Source organism: Arthrobacter sp. zg-Y820, assembly GCF_030142155.1.
Classification (GTDB): domain Bacteria; phylum Actinomycetota; class Actinomycetes; order Actinomycetales; family Micrococcaceae; genus Arthrobacter_B.
Genome location: NZ_CP126247.1, coordinates 2,597,228 through 2,614,681 on the forward strand (window position 1 = coordinate 2,597,228; position 17,454 = coordinate 2,614,681).

Here is a 17,454-nt window from a genome sequence, read left to right on the forward strand (position 1 = left end):
GCGGGTCAAGAATGCCTGATTGCCTGTCCTTCCAGGAGGAACCGCTTGCTACCAGGTTGGTTGCCCGCTCCAGACGGCTTCGACCACGCGAATTGCGGCAGCACCGTCGTCCAGAGGTGCGTACCGGCGTACGAAATCCCTGTAGCGGCTGGCATAGGGTTCCGCGTTCGCTTCCTCCGCCAGAACTGCCGCCACCAACTCGTCCGTACACGCTGCCATGGGGCCCGGAGCCTGCGCCTCAAAATCAAAATAGAAGCCGCGTTCGGAATCGCGGTAGCGGGCCAGGTCCGGGGTCAGGAAGTACATCGGTTTTGCGGTTACACCGAAATCGAACATGGCCGACGAATAGTCGGTCACTAGGAGGTCAGCCGCCAGATAGAGATCGTTGACCTCGGGATGAGTGGTCACGTCGATGTAGCGGTTCTGCCCGGTGGTCTTCCTCCGGCCTGCGATCTTATGGTGTCCGCGGTAGAGCAGCACGTATCCCGGGCCCAGCTGCTCTGCGGCCGCGTCGAAGTCGAGGTAAGGATCCGCTGCGGACCCGTTGTCACGCCAGGTTGGCATGTAGAGAAGAACCTTGCAGTCCTCGGCAATGCCCAGCAGCCTGCGGCTTTCCTCCCGGCGTCCGGCTGCTGTGTCCGCTGCCAGGGCGTCATTGCGGGGATATCCAAAAATAGCCGGCTCCCCCCGGTACCCGAAGGCTGACTCCAAGGTATCCGCGGCGAATCCGCTCTGCGAGAGCAGCATGTCCCAGGCAGCCGCTTCACGTTTGATGAGCGCTCGGTAGGAAGCGGTCGCGCCGGTCACCGGAGTGTCAGAGCCGATGCGCTTGAGCGGAGTTCCGTGCCACGTCTGGATGTAGAACTGCCCCGGGCGCTTCCGGAAATAGTGCGGAAAGTTGTTGTTGTTCACCAGGTAACCGGCGGTGGCGAGCAGCCGGAACCACTCCGGACTTTCCCGCAGCACCGGCGCGCAGTTCGCCGGAACCGGAACTGAGAAGTCCGCGACGGTCCAGTAGCGCTGCAGGCCGGGTATCCGGTCGCCGAGAACGTCGCTGATCGCCCGGCCGCTGTCCGAACAGGATTTGCCGTCGAAGGTCTCAAAGAGCACGCTCCCGAAGTCCACGGACTCCTCCCTGGTCCGGGAATACTCGGAAATCAGCAGGTGGCGGTTGCGCGCGGTCCGTTCTGCTGCCGCCCGGGGTGCGGACACCCGCAGGACCAGATCCTGTTCGTTCCCCTCCCCCGCCAGTTCCACGCTCATTAGTTCGTGCGGCATCTGAGCGGGCAGTTCCCCGAGCAGCTGTCCGAGGGCGGGCACCCGGGCCGTCTGAAAACCTCCGCTTTCCCCGGTCAAAACGCGAAGCACCCGGTAGTGCCCCGACTCCAGCGCAGACTCGCCGTGCCCCCATTTGTCCTGAATCAGGGGGAACTCGATGCGGAAAAGGCCCGTCTCATCCAGCCAGCGGGTGGAGGTCGGGCGGACTTCGTTGCGCGCAGTCGTCAGCAAGAATTCCGGAAGCACCGGATCCGGGCATCCAGGGATGCGGGCCAGATGTCCTTCCAGGCTTAGCGTGGTGCCGTCGCGGTGCATCTCGGCCCGGCTCAACGTCACACGCTCCGGGCGCAGCGACAACTGCAGGTACCCGTAGCCGGTGCATTCGGCGCGCAGCGCGGCAGCCGGTTCTGACACCGCGACAAGATCGGCTCCCGCCCCGGCCCAACCCACCGGCTCCGTCCTGCCGTTGGGCAGAAATGCCTTGATGGTCCAGCGTTTCTCCGCAGCACCTGTCACAGTGCTGCAGACGGACGCCAGATCCACGGCAAACAAGGCCCCGGCGGCATCAGTGGGGCGGAACTCCACCTGCGGCTCGCCCGGGACGTCCAGGAAGAGCGCAGCCGGCACCGCCCCTCCCGACCCCTCGAAGCCGACCGTCACCATGCTTCCCGCTACCTCGACGGAGGCTGCCACGCACGAGTAGCGGACGGCCTTAAGCCGCAGGCCTTCGGTGCCGTCCATCAGCCCGATGATGCGCCTGCGCTCACCGAAGAGCGGCCCGACCGGTAACCGCCGCGGAAGCGTATCCGAGTCCCGGACCCGGATCACATCGGATACGGAGATATCCCCGGATTGAAGGGTCACCTGCACCGCCCATTCAGTGGCCCCGCCGGAAGCGGGTTGCAGACCAGGCAAGGCACGCGGATCAACCGTTGCGGTGAACGCCGCCCCGGCGTAGGACCGCCAACGGTCCGCCGCAGCGATATCGATGCGGGGGTCCTGGCCCCTGCGGACGGCGAGCGCTGCTGCGGCATCTGAACCGGAGTGCCGCAGCCCTACCTCCAGGACGCAGTCCGCGGGATCCATCCCGGAGAGATAGGCCCAGCCTTCAATTTTGAGGAGGCCGTCATCGGTCCAGACGAAGCGTGTCACCCGCGCGGACAGCGGCCAATCAACCGCGGACAAACTGTGCACTCCAGGGTTAACTGGTTCGCTTAGCCGCGCCAGATACGGCGGCACGGCAACTCGGCGGCCAGCTGACCGCGGTGCTCCTTCGGTGGGATAGCTTCGCCCGTTGTCCTGCAGATCCGCGAGCACCAGGAGAACGTCGCTGCGCCGACCTTCCGCAATCAGCGAAAGCAGGACCCGCTGATGGACGCCGAGTGTCCGAAGAATCTCCTGCCCGGTGGCGCCTTGCAGCACTCCTGAAACAAACTTCTGCAGATCATCAAACTGGTCCTGGCCGCTGTGCTGGACGTATTCCACCTGGGATCCCAGGTCTGCGAGACGCTGCCCGTACCACTGCCGGGCATCAGCTTCCGAAGCTTCAGCCTGCACGGCGGCAGCGGCAGCCGCCACCCCCTCCAGCCAGCGGCGCAGCACCGCGGGATCCGGATCCGGAAGCGGCACGGGCTCCACTTCGGGCGCCACCCACACTGCCGGTGCAGGCTTCCCGGGTGTCGCTGACTTCCGGGGCACCGGCCCCGTCAACTGCTGCAGTCCCTTGACGCCCCGCTTGAGCCATCCTGCGCTCTTCACTTGGTGTGACCAGTTTCGTCCGGCAGCGCTTCGAGGGAATACTGCTGGTTCCACGGGCGCCCCAGATTCTCCACGGCCACAGTAATCCGCTCACAGGACCGCGAATCCCAGAACGGGAACGTCCCCCGCACCCGCTCCTCGTACAGCTGCTCACGGACCGAGCCACCGGCCACAATCCTTTTCAGTTCCTGCAACGCGCCGTCCCCATCCGGCGTCACGGGGCCGAAACCGTGCAGCTCGTAGTCGAAGTATCCCTTGCGGTACACATGCTTGCCTCGGAAGATCTCGTCGCCGTCAAACTGCATGTAAATGACGTTGCTGCCAGAGTAGGCGGCGTCGAAGGCGATGGAGGAATGATCGGTGATCATCGTGTGAGCCTTGGTCAGTTCTTCCTGCACACTGACATCGCGGTACCTGGCGGGCTGCACATATTCCGGCAGATCCAGGTACGGCACCACGAACTCAAACTCCGGGTGGGGCATGAAGACCACGCTCAGCCCGGAGTTGACGCTCAGCTCCTTCAGCTCCGCTGAGCGCAGCAACGCCATCCAGTTAGCGCCGAAGTCGGTCGCTTCGAAAGCCACCGCCGCCTCTGCGGGCGTTTCACAGACTTCGATGACCTTTTTCACGTATTGACGCCAGGTCGGTGCGATCAGGATATTGCGGCGTTCTTCCACCGGAGCGGCGAGCGCGGCAGCGCGCAGGGCATCGTAGCGGGGCAGCCCGACGAGCTTGGCCTCGTGGCCCGAAAGCCGGTACACGCTGTTGTCTCCGGCGATGGATTCGTGTTCACCCTGGGTGGTAGTGACCATCACCGCGATGTTCTTGCCGTTGATCCAGCGGGACATGTCGTCCTTGATGACACCGTGCTGGAGGTAGACAAACTTGGCCTCACCGTCGCCGAATCGTTCGCGGCTCACCGGGAACTCGACGTTCCAGTTGGCATGCGACGACAGCTTGTAGGCAGCGTTCAGGACCAGGAGCACCGACTCGTCCGAGCCGTAGGGAACCAGACGGAACCCTTCCGCCTGCAGCCGGTGCCAGTCCGGGCAGTCCTCCTCGATCACAAAAAAGGCGTTGATGCCCGGCCGGTGCTTCATGAGGTACCGGTAAAGGTGCTCGGCGTTGTCATCGGCACGGTCGATCCGGTCCATGAGCAGCCAGGCGTCTTGGTACCGTGCGCGGACCTGCTCCGTGTGCGCCTGCCGGATCAGGGCCCGGTCTGCCGCTGCACGCTGTTTCGCTTTGGCGGCCGTGAGCTGCCGGAGGAGGATCCGCTGGGCTGCCGCGGCTGCCGTGCGGGAGCGCGAGCTCCCGGTCAACACCCGCCGAACGGTGAAGCTCGCCCGGGCCCGGGCCAGCTGACGGGTAGCACTGCCGGCCGCTGACGTAGAGGCGCTGCGATGTGTTGCCTGTCCTGATGCCAGCTGCAGGTAGGAAGCGGGCAGGGGCTTGCGGCCGGCCTGCAGCGGAACTCCGCGGTCGGTCGTAATGGTCGCTGCCACGCCATTGATCAGGATCCGGGTTTCCTCACCGGACGGGAGTACAAGAATCCGTTCACGGATCAAAACCCGGCCCAGCACCCGGTGCTCCATCACCTTCGCTGACACCGGAGCCTGAGGGGCACCGTGCACCACGAACTCTTCCTGCGGCAGACCATCCTGGTAAAGGTAGTGGTACGTGGTGACCTGCTGCGTCGGATCGGTGGTCCCTTCCACGACCATCGGGTCAGCATCGCGGAGGCCCTTGTAGTGAGAGCGAAGAATGTTGTGGAAGAGCCAGCCCTGGCTGACCACGCTGAAGGTGTCGATGACATCCTGGTCGATCAGCGCGATGATGTGCTCCAGCAGGCGGTGCATGGTGGCCTGCTGCTCCGGTGTGGCGGAGCCGGTGTCGCTGTGCATCCGCTTGTCGTCGATGTAGAACCAAACCAGATCGTAGAGCACCATGTATTGGGCCCAGTGCGGAACCCGGCCGGCGCTTTCGCGCACCGCCTGCAGCATTCCCAGCCAGCCGTGTTCGGGCAGGTCGCTGTAGGCTCGGGGATCGCTCCACGCCCCCTGCACCAGCGACGTGCCACCCTGGCGCTGCCGACGGTAATAGTAGCTGGCCGATGCCACCAGCCCGACAACCGGACGGCCCACCACTGCCAGATAGCGGCCGATGAGGTTCGCGTCCTCGAACTTGGGGCGGATCCGTTCGTCGAAGCGCAGATGATGGGCTTCCAGGACTTCCCTGCGGAGGAAGGTTGTGGGCCCGTGCATGTGGATGTATTCCGGGTTCAGGTCAAGGTCCACCAGCAGGTCACCGCTTCGGAACTTCCGGTTCAGCAGGTGGCCCTGCGATGTCTGCAGCGATGAGTCATTGAACTGGACGAGCCGCCCCGTGAGCATCTGCGCCGACTGCTTCGTGTCGCGGGCTAAAAAGTCTGCAATCCGCTCGAAATAGTGCGGGTGGAAAGCGTCGTCGGGGTCGCAGAACGTTACCCAAGAGTTTCGGACCAGATCCAGCGCGGCGTTGCGGGCGGAGCCGGGGCCGCCGTTGGTTTTGCGGACCAGCCGGACGTTGGGTCGCCGTTCTGCCCATTGCGCAACCAGCCGTGCCGACTCGTCAGTGGACCCGTCATCGATGACAACGATGTCCAGGTCGTTCACCGGATAGCTTTGGATCTCGAGGGACTTCAGGAACGTCGGCACGTAGTCAGCCACGTTGTACAGCGCCACTACGAGGGAAAATTGGCCCTTAGCCACGGTGGTCTCCAGTTGCGTTTAGTTGAGGAGCGGCGGTCAGCAGTGCAGCGGCCGCTGCCCCCGACGAAGTGCCCAGATCGGCGGAGGCAAAACGGTGCGCAAAGTCGGCAACCCCGGGGTCGGGTCCGGTCAACCGGCGACTCAGCGCGTCAGTAAGCTCAGCGGTGTTCGAGGCCCTCGGCGCACCGGGCAGGACCTCGGCCAGGTCCAGATACAGCCCCCGCGACCGTTTGTACTCATCCATGTCGGGCGCTAGCAGAAGGATTGGCTGCTTCAGCACCGCGTAGTCGAACATCGCCGAAGAATAGTCAGTCACCAGGGCATCCGAAGCCAGATACAGGTCGTTGACCTCCGGATAGTCCGTCACGTCGATGGCGGCGGGATGGTCCTCGACTCGCCGCTGGCCGGCGACATTGTGATGGCCGCGGATTAGGAAGGTCCAGCCCGGCCCCAGCAGCCGGGCAGCTTCGGCAACGTCCAGGAACCCGACCCAGTCCGAGCGGCCGGCGTCATCCCGCACCGCGTCGCGCCAGGTGGGCGCGTACAGCAGCACCTTCCGGTCCGCCGGAATGCCGAGCAGGCCGCGGACCCGGTTGCGGGTGCCGGGCCGGTGCAGGGCATCGTTGCGCGGATACCCGGCGGTGAGCACCTCTCCGGTGTAGCCCAGGGCGGCCGGCAGCGTGGCGGCGGCGAAGTCATTCTGCGCCAGGAGCAGGTCCCACCATTGCGCCTCCCGTGCCATTAGGTCCCGGTAGGACAGGGACAGTGCCCGCTGCGGTATGTCCAGGCCGATCTTCTTCAGCGGCGTTCCGTGCCAGGTCTGCAGGTAGAACTGGCCCGGTGCTTTCCGGAAGTACCAGGGGAAATTGTTGTTGTTGACCAGCCGCCGGGTGGACGCGAGTTTCTCGTACCAGAGCGCAGACCCCTGCAGCAGCGGCACCGCATAGTCCGGCACGGCCACGGAGAGGTCCGCCACCGACCAGTACAGCGGTTCGTCGAAACCGGTGGCGGCAAGGTAGTCGGAGATGGCCCGGGGACTGTCGGTGCAGCTCTTCCCGCCGAAACTCTCAAAGAAGATGCCGGGGGTGAGCGCCGGAGGCGCTGCATCGGCGCCGAACACCTCGCGTCGCAGCCGGTACTGGTGGAAGGTGCCGGTCTCGGTGTCGGCCAGCGGGGCCGCGATGCTGACGGCCATGGCACCGGCGGCCGTCCGCAGTGCACGCACGCGCGCCGAGGGCAGCAGGGTGCCGGTGAAGTGCCGAGCCGTACCTTCGGCCACGGAAACGGCCGGGTCCTGCGGCCCGGCCTCTCCGCCGCCGGCGCGCCAGCGCAGGGTGTAGGAGCCCGACGGCGGCGCCGGCAGTTCCCTCCCCCACCGCGGGGCGGCCAGCGGGAACCGCAGCCGGAGCCCGCCGTCGGGCAGCGGGGTGATGTCGCTGGCAGGGATGCGGAAGCGTGCGGTGACCAGGGCGTAGCCCGCTGTCGCCGGGGCAGCAGCCAGTTCCAGCTCCAGGACATCGGCATCCGGCACGGCCGCGAACGCCGTGACGGCCGGTCCGCCGGACGAGGAGCGGGGTGCCGGGCCGCCGCGGGCAGGTTCGGGTGCGGGCAGGGGAACCGTGCGTTCCACGCGGTGGCCGTCCACCTCCGCGCGCAGGATTAGCTTGGGCGGCAGCGGCGTTTCGAGGCGGAGGCTGAACCCGGAGTGGGCGTAGCTGCAGTTCCGGTCACCGGAGATGATGTCGAGTTCCGGATCGGTCCGGCGCTGAAGGTCCAGCGGCTGGAATCCGGACGGCCCGGGAACGCCGGCGGTGAAGCTCACCGCGGTGCGGCGCAGGTCGACGTTGCGCAGGTAGGCGTATCCGTGAACGGCGGCGCCACCGTCGTTCACCGCGACCGGCGGATTCAGCGCGGCCACCAAGTCCAGGTCCTCCGGGGAAACTTCCAGGAGCGCGCGGTCCACGGGGCCGCCGAGGACGCGGAGCAGGGGCGGTTCGGCGAAGATGCGGCCGCCGTCGAAGATGAGCGGGCTGGCCGTGCCGTTGTTGATCCGGTCCACCACGGCACGCCGGATGTCCTCCCGCCGGCCGTCGGCGGTCAGCTGCAGCAGGACGCGCGCCTGCGGGTCAATGGATCCAAGGTGCTGCTGTCCGGCGGCGTAGAGATTCCGGACCCCGTCGCGAAGCAGCTGCCAGAAGTCTTCGGCGGCGTCCGGCACCTGCTCGATGTAGGGGATCAGATCCGATCCCAGCAGCCGCCGGTACCAGTGCTCCCGGACCGCCGGCGGCGCTTCGGTTTCAAAGAGTGCCGTGACATCGCGGGCCACGGACAGCCGGTCCTGCAGGTCCTCGAGCAGGTATTTCGCCTGGGTGATCGAGGAGCCGTCTTCGCGGATCCGCCACCAATAGACCACTGCCGGCAGCACGTCGAAGGCTCCGGCCCGCAGGTAGGCCCGGGCGGTGGTTTCCTGGTCCTCGTAGCGGATGCCCTCCGGCATGGCGCCCACGTGCCGGTCCCAGAACTGCCGGCGGAAGACCTTGTTCCACAGGAACACGTCGTCGATGACGGTCCGATGATCGGATACGGTGATCCGGGTGCGCGGCTTCGCATGGATGCGCTCCGCCTGGCGGACCGGAGTCTTTTTGCTCCCCCGGATCCTGCCGTACGAGCCCACACAGAAGTCGGATCCGGTCTCGGCCAGCGACGCCATCATCAGCGCGTAGGCGTTGCCGGGTACGACGTCGTCGGCGTCGGCGAAGGTGAGGAACTCGCCGCGGGCTGCGGCGATGCCGGTATTCCGTGCCAGCCCGTTGCCGCCGTGCGGCAGCTTGATGAGGCGGATCCGCGAATCGTACCGGGCGTATTTGGCGGCCATCGCCACTGACCCATCGGTGGAGCCGTCGTCAACAATAAGGATGTCCAGATTCGTGTAGCTCTGGTTCACCAGACTGGTGAGGCAGCGCTCCAGGTACGGCGCCACGTTGTACATGGGCACCACGACGCTCAGCAGTCCGCCGCCGGGCTGGCGGGTGCGGCCCACTGTGCGGCGGATTCGTGCCTTCAGCGCCGGATGCAGGTCCGCTCCGGCGCTGGCAATCCGTTTGGCAATCCTGTTCATGCCGAGGCGCGCCAGAATCCCCTCGTGTCGATGACTGCCTTCCCGGCCAGCTGCTCGGGGCGGATTTCCCGGAAGGAGTCGTGGTCCACGAGGAGGACGACGGCGTCGGCGGCAGCTACGGCGTCGTCGGTCACCACCGAGGTGACATTGGGCAGCGGGTCGAGTTCCTTCGGCAGCGTGGATCCGAGGAACGAGCGTCCCACCAGAATCCGGGCATTCGGGTTTGCGACGGCCAGCCGGCGGACAATTTCCACCGCGGGAGATTCCCGGGTGTCGTCAATGTTCGCCTTGAAGGCCAGTCCGAGGGTCGCGATGACCGGCGACTCGATGCCTGCCACGGCGGCCTCCACCTCGGCGATCACGTGGCCGGGCTTGGCGTCGTTGACCTCCCGGGCCGTGCGGATCAGGCGGGAATTCTCCGGGTCGGCGGACACAATGAACCACGGGTCGACGGCGATGCAGTGGCCGCCCACGCCGGGGCCGGGCTGCAGGATGTTCACGCGCGGATGGTGGTTGGCCAGCTCGATCAGGTTCCACACGTCGATGCCGAGGTTGTCGCTGATGACCGACAGCTCATTGGCGAACGCAATGTTCACGTCGCGGTACGCGTTCTCCACCAGTTTCGCCATCTCGGCGGTGGCTGCGTCGGTGAGGTGGATGCTGCCCTGGCAGAAGCTGCTGTACAGGCCCGCTGCGGCAGTTGCCGCCTGCGGCGTCAGTCCGCCGATGATGCGGTCGTTGGTGACCAGTTCGATCATGATCCGGCCGGGCAAGACCCGCTCCGGGCAGTGGGCGAACAGGACGGCGTCGCTGCCGCCGTTGGCGTTCGCAGCCAGGTCAGGGCGCAGCTCCAGAATGACGTCGGCCATCCGCCGCGTGGTGCCGGGGGGTGAGGTGGACTCCAGGATGACCAGGTTGCCGGGACGGATCCGGGCGGCAATGCTCCGGGCCGCCTGCTCGACGTACATCAGGTCTGCTGTCTTGTCGTCCCTGAAGGGCGTCGGCACCGCAACAATGTAGGCGTCGGCTTCCGGCATGGCGGTCTGCGCCCTCAGGTAGCCCTGGCTCACGGCGCCGGCCACGTGGACCCCCAGATCGGGTTCGACGAAGGGCACCCGGCCCTCGTTGACCGCTTCGACCGTGTAGTTATTGACGTCAACACCCACCACCTTCAGGCCCTTGCCGGCCAGGATGGCGGCGGTGGGCAGGCCGATGTAGCCGAGTCCGACGACCGCGACGGTGGCGATGTCCGTTGCTGCTTCGCCGGCGCTATAGGTCTGTGTGTTCACGTGGTCCCCCATAAAATCTCAGGTCGCCGGACGCCACCAGGGTGGCGTCGTCGATCTGCCAAGTATGCCCGGTTGCTTCCCGGACCTGAAAATAGTTGAAGCGGTCTGTGGAGTAGATGCGCTTGCCCGCCGCGGCGGCCTGGCGCAGGAAGCCGGTGTCCTCGCCCAGTCCCAGTGCGGGGAAGGGCAGCTCCAGGACCAGGCTCCGGCGGGCAACAATGGTGGGCCCCATGACGAAGTCCGTGTACCGGTGCTCCCGGTGGCCGAAGCGCAGCACCGTCGCGTTGGAGCTGCGCAGGTGCATGTAGTGCGCCTGCTTGCCCACAATGTCGGCTCCCGAATACGCGAGGGCGTGGAGCTGGTCGCTGAGGTAGTGGGGACCGTAGTGGTCGTCGTCGTCCATTTTGGCCACTACGTCTCCGGTCGCGGCGGCGGCGCACCGGTTCAGGCACTCCCCCAGGGACACGTCGCGGCCGGCGGCCAGCAGCTGCACCTTGGCCAGTCCGTGCGCGGCCTGGAGCCGCTCCAGCTGACCCGGTTCCAGGTCGAAACCGTGGGTGAGGAGCACCAGCTCGACGTCGACGCCCTCCTGGCGGGCGAGCGTGCGGAACACGCTCTCCAGCTGGTGCGGGCGGATGGTCGGCACCAGGGCCGAGACGGTGGGCCGCTGCAGCGGCCGGGTGCGGGCCGGAAGCGCGGCCGCGAGGACCGTTTCGGCCCGGTGCGCGTAGGTGTGCTGCTCCCAGATGCGGCGCTGGGCCCGGTGGACGGTGCGGTCGTTGTACTCCGGGTTGCTCGCCAGGCCGCGGCTCAGCGCCGCCGCTTCCTCCCGGGTGCGTGCCACCGGAACTTCCGTCGGAGCGAAGAACTGTGCCACGGCGTCGCTGGGCGTGCTGACCACGGGAGTGCCGGCGGCACTGATTTCAAAGATCCGCCGGGCGCACATGCTCGGGGAGTCCACCACCGAATTGACGTTCAGGAACACTTTGTACGCTTTGTACGCGGAGAGCATCTGCGGATAGCTCAGCGAGCCGACCACGCGGGAGTCCAGCGGTGCGGGGAACTGGTAGTTCGAGTCGCCGCCCAGCTTCCGGGAGAAGATTTCCAACCCGGTGGGGAGTTTCGCCGAGGCGTCCATGGCTCCGCCCAGCAGCAGGTCCATCTGCTCCCGGCGCTCCGGATACTTGTGCGCAAAGTACATGCCGGCAAAGGCAATGTCCCGGGAATGGCGGCCGTGCCGCGGCCGAACGGGATTGTGGATGGCGGGCTGCGCCGCGAAGGGAAGGACCGCGACGTTCTCGTGGCCCAGGTCCTGCCGGTAGAACGGCACGCGGCGCACGTCGGAAGTGAAGACGTGGTCGAAGAGCGCCGCCGCGGGCAGGAAGTCCTCGTAATGGGGCGGGTCTTCCTTGTTCCAAAAGACCGTGGGAATGCCCTGTTCGCGGCACCACTGCAGCAGCTGCACCAGTTCGGGGGCCGGACCTGCGGGGCCGGCGAGCTTTCCGCGCCAAAGCCGGTTGTTGCCGGCCCACGCGGATTCAATGAAGACGAGCTCCGCCCCCGAGTCCGTCAGTTGCCGCTGCCAGGCGGCGGGGTCCAGGGCGACGGTGTTCCACTCATAGGCAAAGGCCATGGCGGAGAACTCGTCCAAAATCACGCCGACCGTGAGGTCGCTCCGGCGGGGGGACGGCGGCGGCAGCGTTGCCGCGGGAATGGACAGCCGCCGGTTGGCTCCCCGGCCGATCCATCCCGCCTCGACGCCGCGGGCATTGGCGGGATCAGCGAATCCGCGTTCGGCGCGGCTGCGGATCTTCCAGTCCCGGACCTGGGCGGGGCCGCCGGCCCGGAGGTGCCAGAGGCCGGTGCGGAGGTCGTTGAGCACGCGCATTTACTGTGCCTTCGAGCTGCGGCGCCCGCTGGACCGTTCCATGACCCGGGTCACGGTGAGGGCTTCCATGGCGGTGGCCCGCATCTTTGCTGCCGTGATGTTGTTGCCCTTGGAGAGCTCCCGGGTGAAGTCCTTGTAGGCCTTGACGACGGCCTTGGGCTCGCCGTCCATGAGCAGGTCCCCCTTGTCCATCCAGACCACGCGGGTGCACATCTCCAGGATGGTGTCCAGGCTGTGGCTCACGAGGAACACGCAGCCTGCCTTTTCCCGCAGTTCATCCATGCGTTTCTTGCTGCGGTCAGCGAACTGGGCGTCACCGGTGTTGAGCGCCTCGTCAATCAGCAGGATTTCCGGATCGATGCTGGCTGCGATGGCGAACCGGAGCCGGGAGGCCATTCCCGAGGAGTAGGAGCGCATCGGCAGGTGGATGGCCTTTTCCAAACCGGAGAGCTCAACAATTTCATCGAACTTTTCGGCGATCTGGGCGCGGGTCAGGCCCATCGCCAGGCAGCCCAGCACCACGTTGTGGTCGCCGGAGAGTTCGGGAACCAGTGCGGCGTTGACGCCCAGCATGACCGGAGTGCTCACGGCATAAACGGCGCCCCTGGTGGGCTTGACCTGTCCGCTGATGAGCTTCATGAGCGTGCTCTTGCCGGAGCCGTTGCGGCCCACGATGCCGATCGACTCGCCCCGGACCGCCACCAGCGACATGGGGTTCAGCGCGTTCACGGTCACCAGGTTGGGTTTGGCGAGCACCCGGCGCAGGAGCCTCCCGGATCCGCTGGTTCCGTCGTCGGCAGCCGGTGCCTCGCTCGACGGGACACGGTAGCGCATGCTCACTTCATCGATGACGATGCAGGGATCCTCCTGGAGGTATTCCACATCCTTAACCGCGTCCATAGGTTTCCTCCGCCCGCCAGAAGTAGACGGCGCCGACGGCCAGCGCGCCGAGGGACCAGCAGCCGAGGATGGCCCAGGACTGCCAGTCCGGCACCGTGTTGTAGAGCAGGACGTCGCGGACAATGTCCAGCACGTTGAACAGAGGATTCAGCTTGACGATCTCCAGCAGGACCGGCTGATCGATGAATTTTTCGTAGGAATAGAACACGGCGGAGGCGTACATCCAGGCCCGCAGCGCGAAGCTCAGCAGATGGACGACGTCGTTGACCTTGGAAATGACGCGGGCCAGGATCAGGCCCACACCCAGGTTGAAGATGCTCTGCAGCAGCAGGGCCGGAATGATCAGCAGCCCCAGCCAGGAGATTTCCTCGGTGGGCGGGATCACCAGGACAATCAGCACCATCACGATGAACACCGGGATGTTGGCCAGCAGTTCGCGCAGGTTCACCGCTATGGGCAGCGTTGCCCTCGGAAAGCTGAAGGCCTGGATCACGGCCCGGTTCTGTTGGATGGAGCGGCCGCCGTTGGTGATGGCGCGGGAGCTGTACTGGAACAGGAAGATCCCGATGACCAGGTAGCCGATGAAATTCTCAATGCCGCCGCCGGTGCCGAGCAGCAGCCCGAAGATCAGGAAGTAGGTCAGTCCGTTCAGCACCGGGTTGAGGATCAGCCACATGCTGCCCAGCCGGTCCCTGCGGTTTCCGCTCTGCACCCGGGCCTTGGCGTCGTAAAACACGAACTCGCGGTAGTTCCACACCGAGATGGCGTAGTCCACGAAGCCGGGGCGGGCACCCACGCGCTGCAGTCCCCGGACATCCACGGACACGGGTTTCACCTGGACGTCGGCCCGGGCGGCCGTTTTCGCCGGGGCCATCAGGCGGCGACCGTCAGCGAGGCGTACTTTTCCAGGCAGAGCGCCGCATTGGCCTGCCAGGTCCGGGTGGCCAGTACGTGCGCGCGCCCGTTGGCGCCCAGCCGGGCCCGCAGGTCCGGGTCTGCCAGCAGCCGGTCCAGTGAGTCCGCGAGGGCCTCCGGATTTTCCGCCGGCACCAGGGTGCCGTTGACGCCGTCATTCACCAATTCCCGAAGCGCCGGCAGGCTGCTGGCCACCACGGGGGTGCAGCAGGCCATGGCCTCGACGGGTTTCAGCGGGGTAACCGCTCGTGTCACGTTCAGATCCTTCCGGGGCACCACGAACAGATCGAGTGCCTGATGATACAAATGTGCGCTCTCGCGGGATACCCGGCCCGGGAACAAGACCCTGCCGTTTATGCCCAGCTCGGCCGCGAGGGCCTTCAGTCCGGGTGCGGACGAGCCGTCGCCGGCGATGAGGCAGGTCAGCTGCGGATGCTGCGGCGCGAGCAGCGCAAAGGCCCGCAGCAGGTCATCCAAGCCTTCATAGTCAACCAGACTGCTCACGGTTCCGATAATCTGCCCGTCCCCGGGCAGTCCCAGTTTCAGCCGCGCGTCGCGCGGTGACAGGGGTTCGTTGAGGTAGTACTCCCCCACCGCGTTGGGCAGCAGGACAAGCTTGGCCGGGTCCACCCCGGAAGCCGCGATTTCCTCGGCCATGACCGTGCCCAGGGTCGGCACCAGCGACGCGCGGTTCATGACGCGGGCTTCGGAGGCCCTGAAGTCGAGGTAGCGCTGGCTGCCGCGGGCGTCGTCGGACCGGGTGGAAGCCCAGGTGTCGGCCAGCTGTCCGCGGACCTCATAGACCCAGGGAATTCGGAGTGCTTCAGCCACCGCGGCCGTGACCAGCCCGTTGGTGAAGTGGGTGGTGGTGTGCAGCACGGCGGGCCGCACGGTGAGGGCCAGGGCCAGCATGTCCTCGGCTTGGCGCTGCAGCCGGCGGTCCAGGCCGAACGGCATGCGGGCCGGAAGCAGCCGGTGGTATTCCACGCCGTCGATGACGTCGGTGTTCGCTGCCGCCAGCTTTCCCACCTGCACCGGGTAGCCCAGCCGGGTCACCGCATGTACGTTCCAGCCGAGATCCCGCTGGGCCTTCAGGATGGAGTGCGTGCGCTGCGCGTAACCGCTCTGGGTGTGCGGCAGCGAATTTGTCAGGACGTGGAGCACGGTGCGGGGTTCGGCCCGGTATCCGGGCACCGGTGCCAGCTGGGGTTGCCAGCCGGCGAAGACCCGCGCTTCGGCGGCGAGCCTGCGCTGCTGCGCGCGTTCCCGGGACGAGCCGCCGTCCAGGACGCGGATGGCACCGTCCATGTCGCCGTTGTACCAGTTCAGCCGGGCGGCCGTTCCCCGGCGCCCGCCGGTTGCGGGCGGAATCCCTGCCAGCAGCTCGGCGCCCAGCTCCGGCAGGCCGGCGGCCGTTGCCAGGTCCGCCATCCGCAGCCGGCTGCCGGTCGAGCCGTTGCCCGAGGCGCAGGTGCGCAGGTTGGCTGCCAGCCGGTCCTTGTCGCCGCGGAGCAGCGCTTCGAGCGAAGCCACGGTCCCGTGGCCGGGGAGCAGTGCGGCGGCGTCCAGCAGCGGCCGGAGCAGGCGGGGCGGCAGGCGGCGGGAGATTTGCAGGGCCAGCACCACCGGATCGTCCCCGAAGTGCTCGACGGCGGTTCCGCCGGCAAGGCGAAGGTTCCGCAGGAGCGTACCGGGGTGCTTCCGAGTGTGGTTCAGCGGGTGCTTCACGGGGTGGTGACCCCGTCCACCAGTGTCGTCAGCAGTTTGGCGTAGGCCTTGGCCAGGGCGTCCACATTGGCATTGTCATGCACCCAGTCCCGTCCCGCGGTTCCGGTCAGGAGCTTTGTCCGGTCTGCCGCCAGTTGCCGCCACAGCTCGGCGACCTTCTCGGGATGCGCCGACACGACGTCGCCGGCACCTGCTTCTTCAATAATCTTGCGGGCTTCACCGAGCACAATCCCGGTGACGTGCCGGCCCACGGCGAGGACTTCATAGGTTTTGGATGGAATGGTGGTTTCAAAGGATTTCCAGTCATCCCGCAGCGACACCACGCAGGTGTCCGCCTGCCGGTAGTGCTCCATCACCTCGGCGCCCACCGCCGGATCGTGGAAAACCACCGGCGCCTCCAGTTCCTTCGCGAGGGCCATGAGGTCCCGGCGCTGGACGCCGTGTCCCACCATGTGCAGCCGGACGCAGTCTTTGGCCAGTGCGGCGGCGCGGATCACGACGTCCAGGCGCTGGCTCTCGCCGTGGTTGCCCAGGTAGAGCACGTTGAGGAACTCCGAGTGTTCCGGCGGCGGCTGGAGCAGCTCCCGGATTGACACGTCAACTCCGTTGCTGACGGTCGCCACGTTGCCCAGGCCCCGGTCCCTCAGCGTCTGCGCAAAGCCGTAGGTGACGGTGACGACCAGGTCCGCGCGGTCCTGGATGGCGATGATAATGCGCTCGGCAATGCCCTTGGCGCTGCCGGGAACCAGGCGGGCATCCCGGGCGATGTCCGGCCAGGCATCCCGCATGTCCACGACCAGGGGCCGCCGCAGCAGGCGGGCTGCCGCGTATCCGGCGCCGAGAATGGGGAGGCTGGGGACGGTGACAATCACTGCGTCCGGCTTCGGGCCCAGAAGCGCTGCCGGGATGCTGCAGGCTGCCGATACCAGATGATCGGCGAGGCGTCCCAGCCGGGTGGTGCGGTGCCACAGGTAGGGCACCCGCCGAATGTGTTCTCCGTAAACGCCGGTATCGCGGCGGAAGGCCCGGCCGGCGTCGGACTTTGGCAAGGTGCGCCGTCCGTGCGGCGCGTGGGCTACGGGAGCGACGACGTCGACGTTCCAGCCCTGCTGCCGCAAGGAGCGGATGATCTGCGTCCACCGCCGCTGCGGCGGGCTGTGCTCAGGCGAGTAGGAGTGGATGAGCAACAGGACTCGCAAGAACTTCCCCCCGGCATGGCGCGGCAAGCCGCACATCTTATTAGGACCGAGCCAGTCTACCGCTCGGTTCCGTTATCTGTTCAAAGCGGTCTTGTCGAAGTTCCGCGCAATTTGACGTAGTAGAGGGCGCCCGCCGCTATGAGGCCCACTATGACCAGGAGGCGAACCGGCCATCCGGTGCCGGAGGACTCGCCCGAATCGCTGCTGGGCGCTGCCGCAAGCGCGCTTGGCGAGGGCGTTGCTGACGCCGTCTGAGTGGCGGTCGGAGAGGGCGACGGCGTGGCCGAGGGCGTGGCTGTTGGCGTGGCCGAGGGCTCCGGGGTGGGTGACGCCGAGGGGCTGTCGGACTCCTCGTCCTCCGTTATCAGGGTTACCAGTCCCGTGGCCGGGTCCCAGCGGTAATCCGTGTAGAGCATGCTGCCGCGATCGATGAGAAAGCCGCTGCCGCCCTCGATCAGCCAGCCGGTGCCCGGATGAACCAGATAGCCGGTGCTGCCGTCAACGACGAACCCGGTGGCGGGATCAATGACGGGAGCAGGCGCGGGTGCCGGGGTAGGTGCCGGTTCCGGTTCCGGGGCCGGGGCTGGGGCTGGGGCCGGGGCCGGCGCTGGCGCTGGTGCCGGCTCCGGGG

The 17,454-nt window shown here is 66.8% G+C and carries 10 protein-coding genes; 1 reads left to right on the plus strand and 9 read right to left on the minus strand.

The window, feature by feature from the left end:
- Window positions 1-48: 48 nt before the first annotated feature.
- From QNO08_RS11775 to QNO08_RS11815, 9 genes are read right to left on the minus strand one after another with little or no spacing between them, the layout of a single operon-like run.
- Window positions 49-3,036, minus strand: coding sequence for a CDP-glycerol glycerophosphotransferase family protein (locus QNO08_RS11775; protein WP_229965318.1), 2,988 nt, complete (start codon window positions 3,034-3,036; stop codon window positions 49-51).
- Window positions 3,033-5,786, minus strand: coding sequence for a bifunctional glycosyltransferase/CDP-glycerol:glycerophosphate glycerophosphotransferase (locus QNO08_RS11780; RefSeq protein WP_229965317.1), 2,754 nt, complete (start codon window positions 5,784-5,786; stop codon window positions 3,033-3,035). The genes QNO08_RS11775 and QNO08_RS11780 overlap by 4 nt, the downstream gene beginning before the upstream one ends.
- Window positions 5,779-8,904 carry a bifunctional glycosyltransferase/CDP-glycerol:glycerophosphate glycerophosphotransferase gene (locus tag QNO08_RS11785; RefSeq protein WP_229965316.1) on the minus strand — a complete coding sequence of 1,042 codons (3,126 nt, stop codon included), beginning with the start codon at window positions 8,902-8,904 and terminating at the stop codon, window positions 5,779-5,781. Before QNO08_RS11785 ends, QNO08_RS11780 begins: the two co-directional genes overlap by 8 nt.
- Window positions 8,901-10,193, minus strand: a complete 1,293-nt coding sequence (wecC, locus tag QNO08_RS11790; RefSeq protein WP_229965315.1) for a UDP-N-acetyl-D-mannosamine dehydrogenase — start codon at window positions 10,191-10,193, stop codon at window positions 8,901-8,903. The genes QNO08_RS11785 and wecC overlap by 4 nt, the downstream gene beginning before the upstream one ends.
- Window positions 10,174-12,081, minus strand: a complete 1,908-nt coding sequence (locus tag QNO08_RS11795) for a glycosyltransferase family protein (protein WP_229965314.1) — start codon at window positions 12,079-12,081, stop codon at window positions 10,174-10,176. The genes wecC and QNO08_RS11795 overlap by 20 nt, the downstream gene beginning before the upstream one ends.
- Window positions 12,082-12,981, minus strand: a complete 900-nt coding sequence (locus tag QNO08_RS11800; RefSeq protein ID WP_229965313.1) for an ABC transporter ATP-binding protein — start codon at window positions 12,979-12,981, stop codon at window positions 12,082-12,084.
- Window positions 12,968-13,855, minus strand: a complete 888-nt coding sequence (locus tag QNO08_RS11805; protein WP_229965312.1) for an ABC transporter permease — start codon at window positions 13,853-13,855, stop codon at window positions 12,968-12,970. The genes QNO08_RS11800 and QNO08_RS11805 overlap by 14 nt, the downstream gene beginning before the upstream one ends.
- The gene (locus tag QNO08_RS11810) at window positions 13,855-15,624 is read right to left on the minus strand and encodes a glycosyltransferase family 4 protein (protein ID WP_229965311.1); all 1,770 of its coding nucleotides are present in this window, start codon (window positions 15,622-15,624) and stop codon (window positions 13,855-13,857) included. The genes QNO08_RS11805 and QNO08_RS11810 overlap by 1 nt, the downstream gene beginning before the upstream one ends.
- The gene (locus tag QNO08_RS11815; RefSeq protein ID WP_229965310.1) at window positions 15,621-16,823 is read right to left on the minus strand and encodes a glycosyltransferase family 4 protein; all 1,203 of its coding nucleotides are present in this window, start codon (window positions 16,821-16,823) and stop codon (window positions 15,621-15,623) included. Before QNO08_RS11815 ends, QNO08_RS11810 begins: the two co-directional genes overlap by 4 nt.
- 255 nt (window positions 16,824-17,078) lie before the next feature.
- On the opposite strand from QNO08_RS11815, the gene QNO08_RS11820 reads away from it, so the two are divergent.
- Complete coding sequence (locus QNO08_RS11820; protein ID WP_229965309.1) at window positions 17,079-17,225, plus strand: hypothetical protein; 147 nt, start codon at window positions 17,079-17,081, stop codon at window positions 17,223-17,225.
- Window positions 17,226-17,454 lie beyond the last annotated feature (229 nt).

Bases quoted from the DNA above. Each gene is read 5' to 3' on its own strand.
- QNO08_RS11805 (WP_229965312.1), bottom strand. From the start codon at position 13,855: ATGGCCCCGGCGAAAACGGCCGCCCGGGCCGACGTCCAGGTGAAACCC.
- QNO08_RS11795 (WP_229965314.1), bottom strand. From the start codon at position 12,081: ATGCGCGTGCTCAACGACCTCCGCACCGGCCTCTGGCACCTCCGGGCC.
- QNO08_RS11785 (WP_229965316.1), bottom strand. From the start codon at position 8,904: ATGAACAGGATTGCCAAACGGATTGCCAGCGCCGGAGCGGACCTGCAT.
- QNO08_RS11800 (WP_229965313.1), bottom strand. From the start codon at position 12,981: ATGGACGCGGTTAAGGATGTGGAATACCTCCAGGAGGATCCCTGCATC.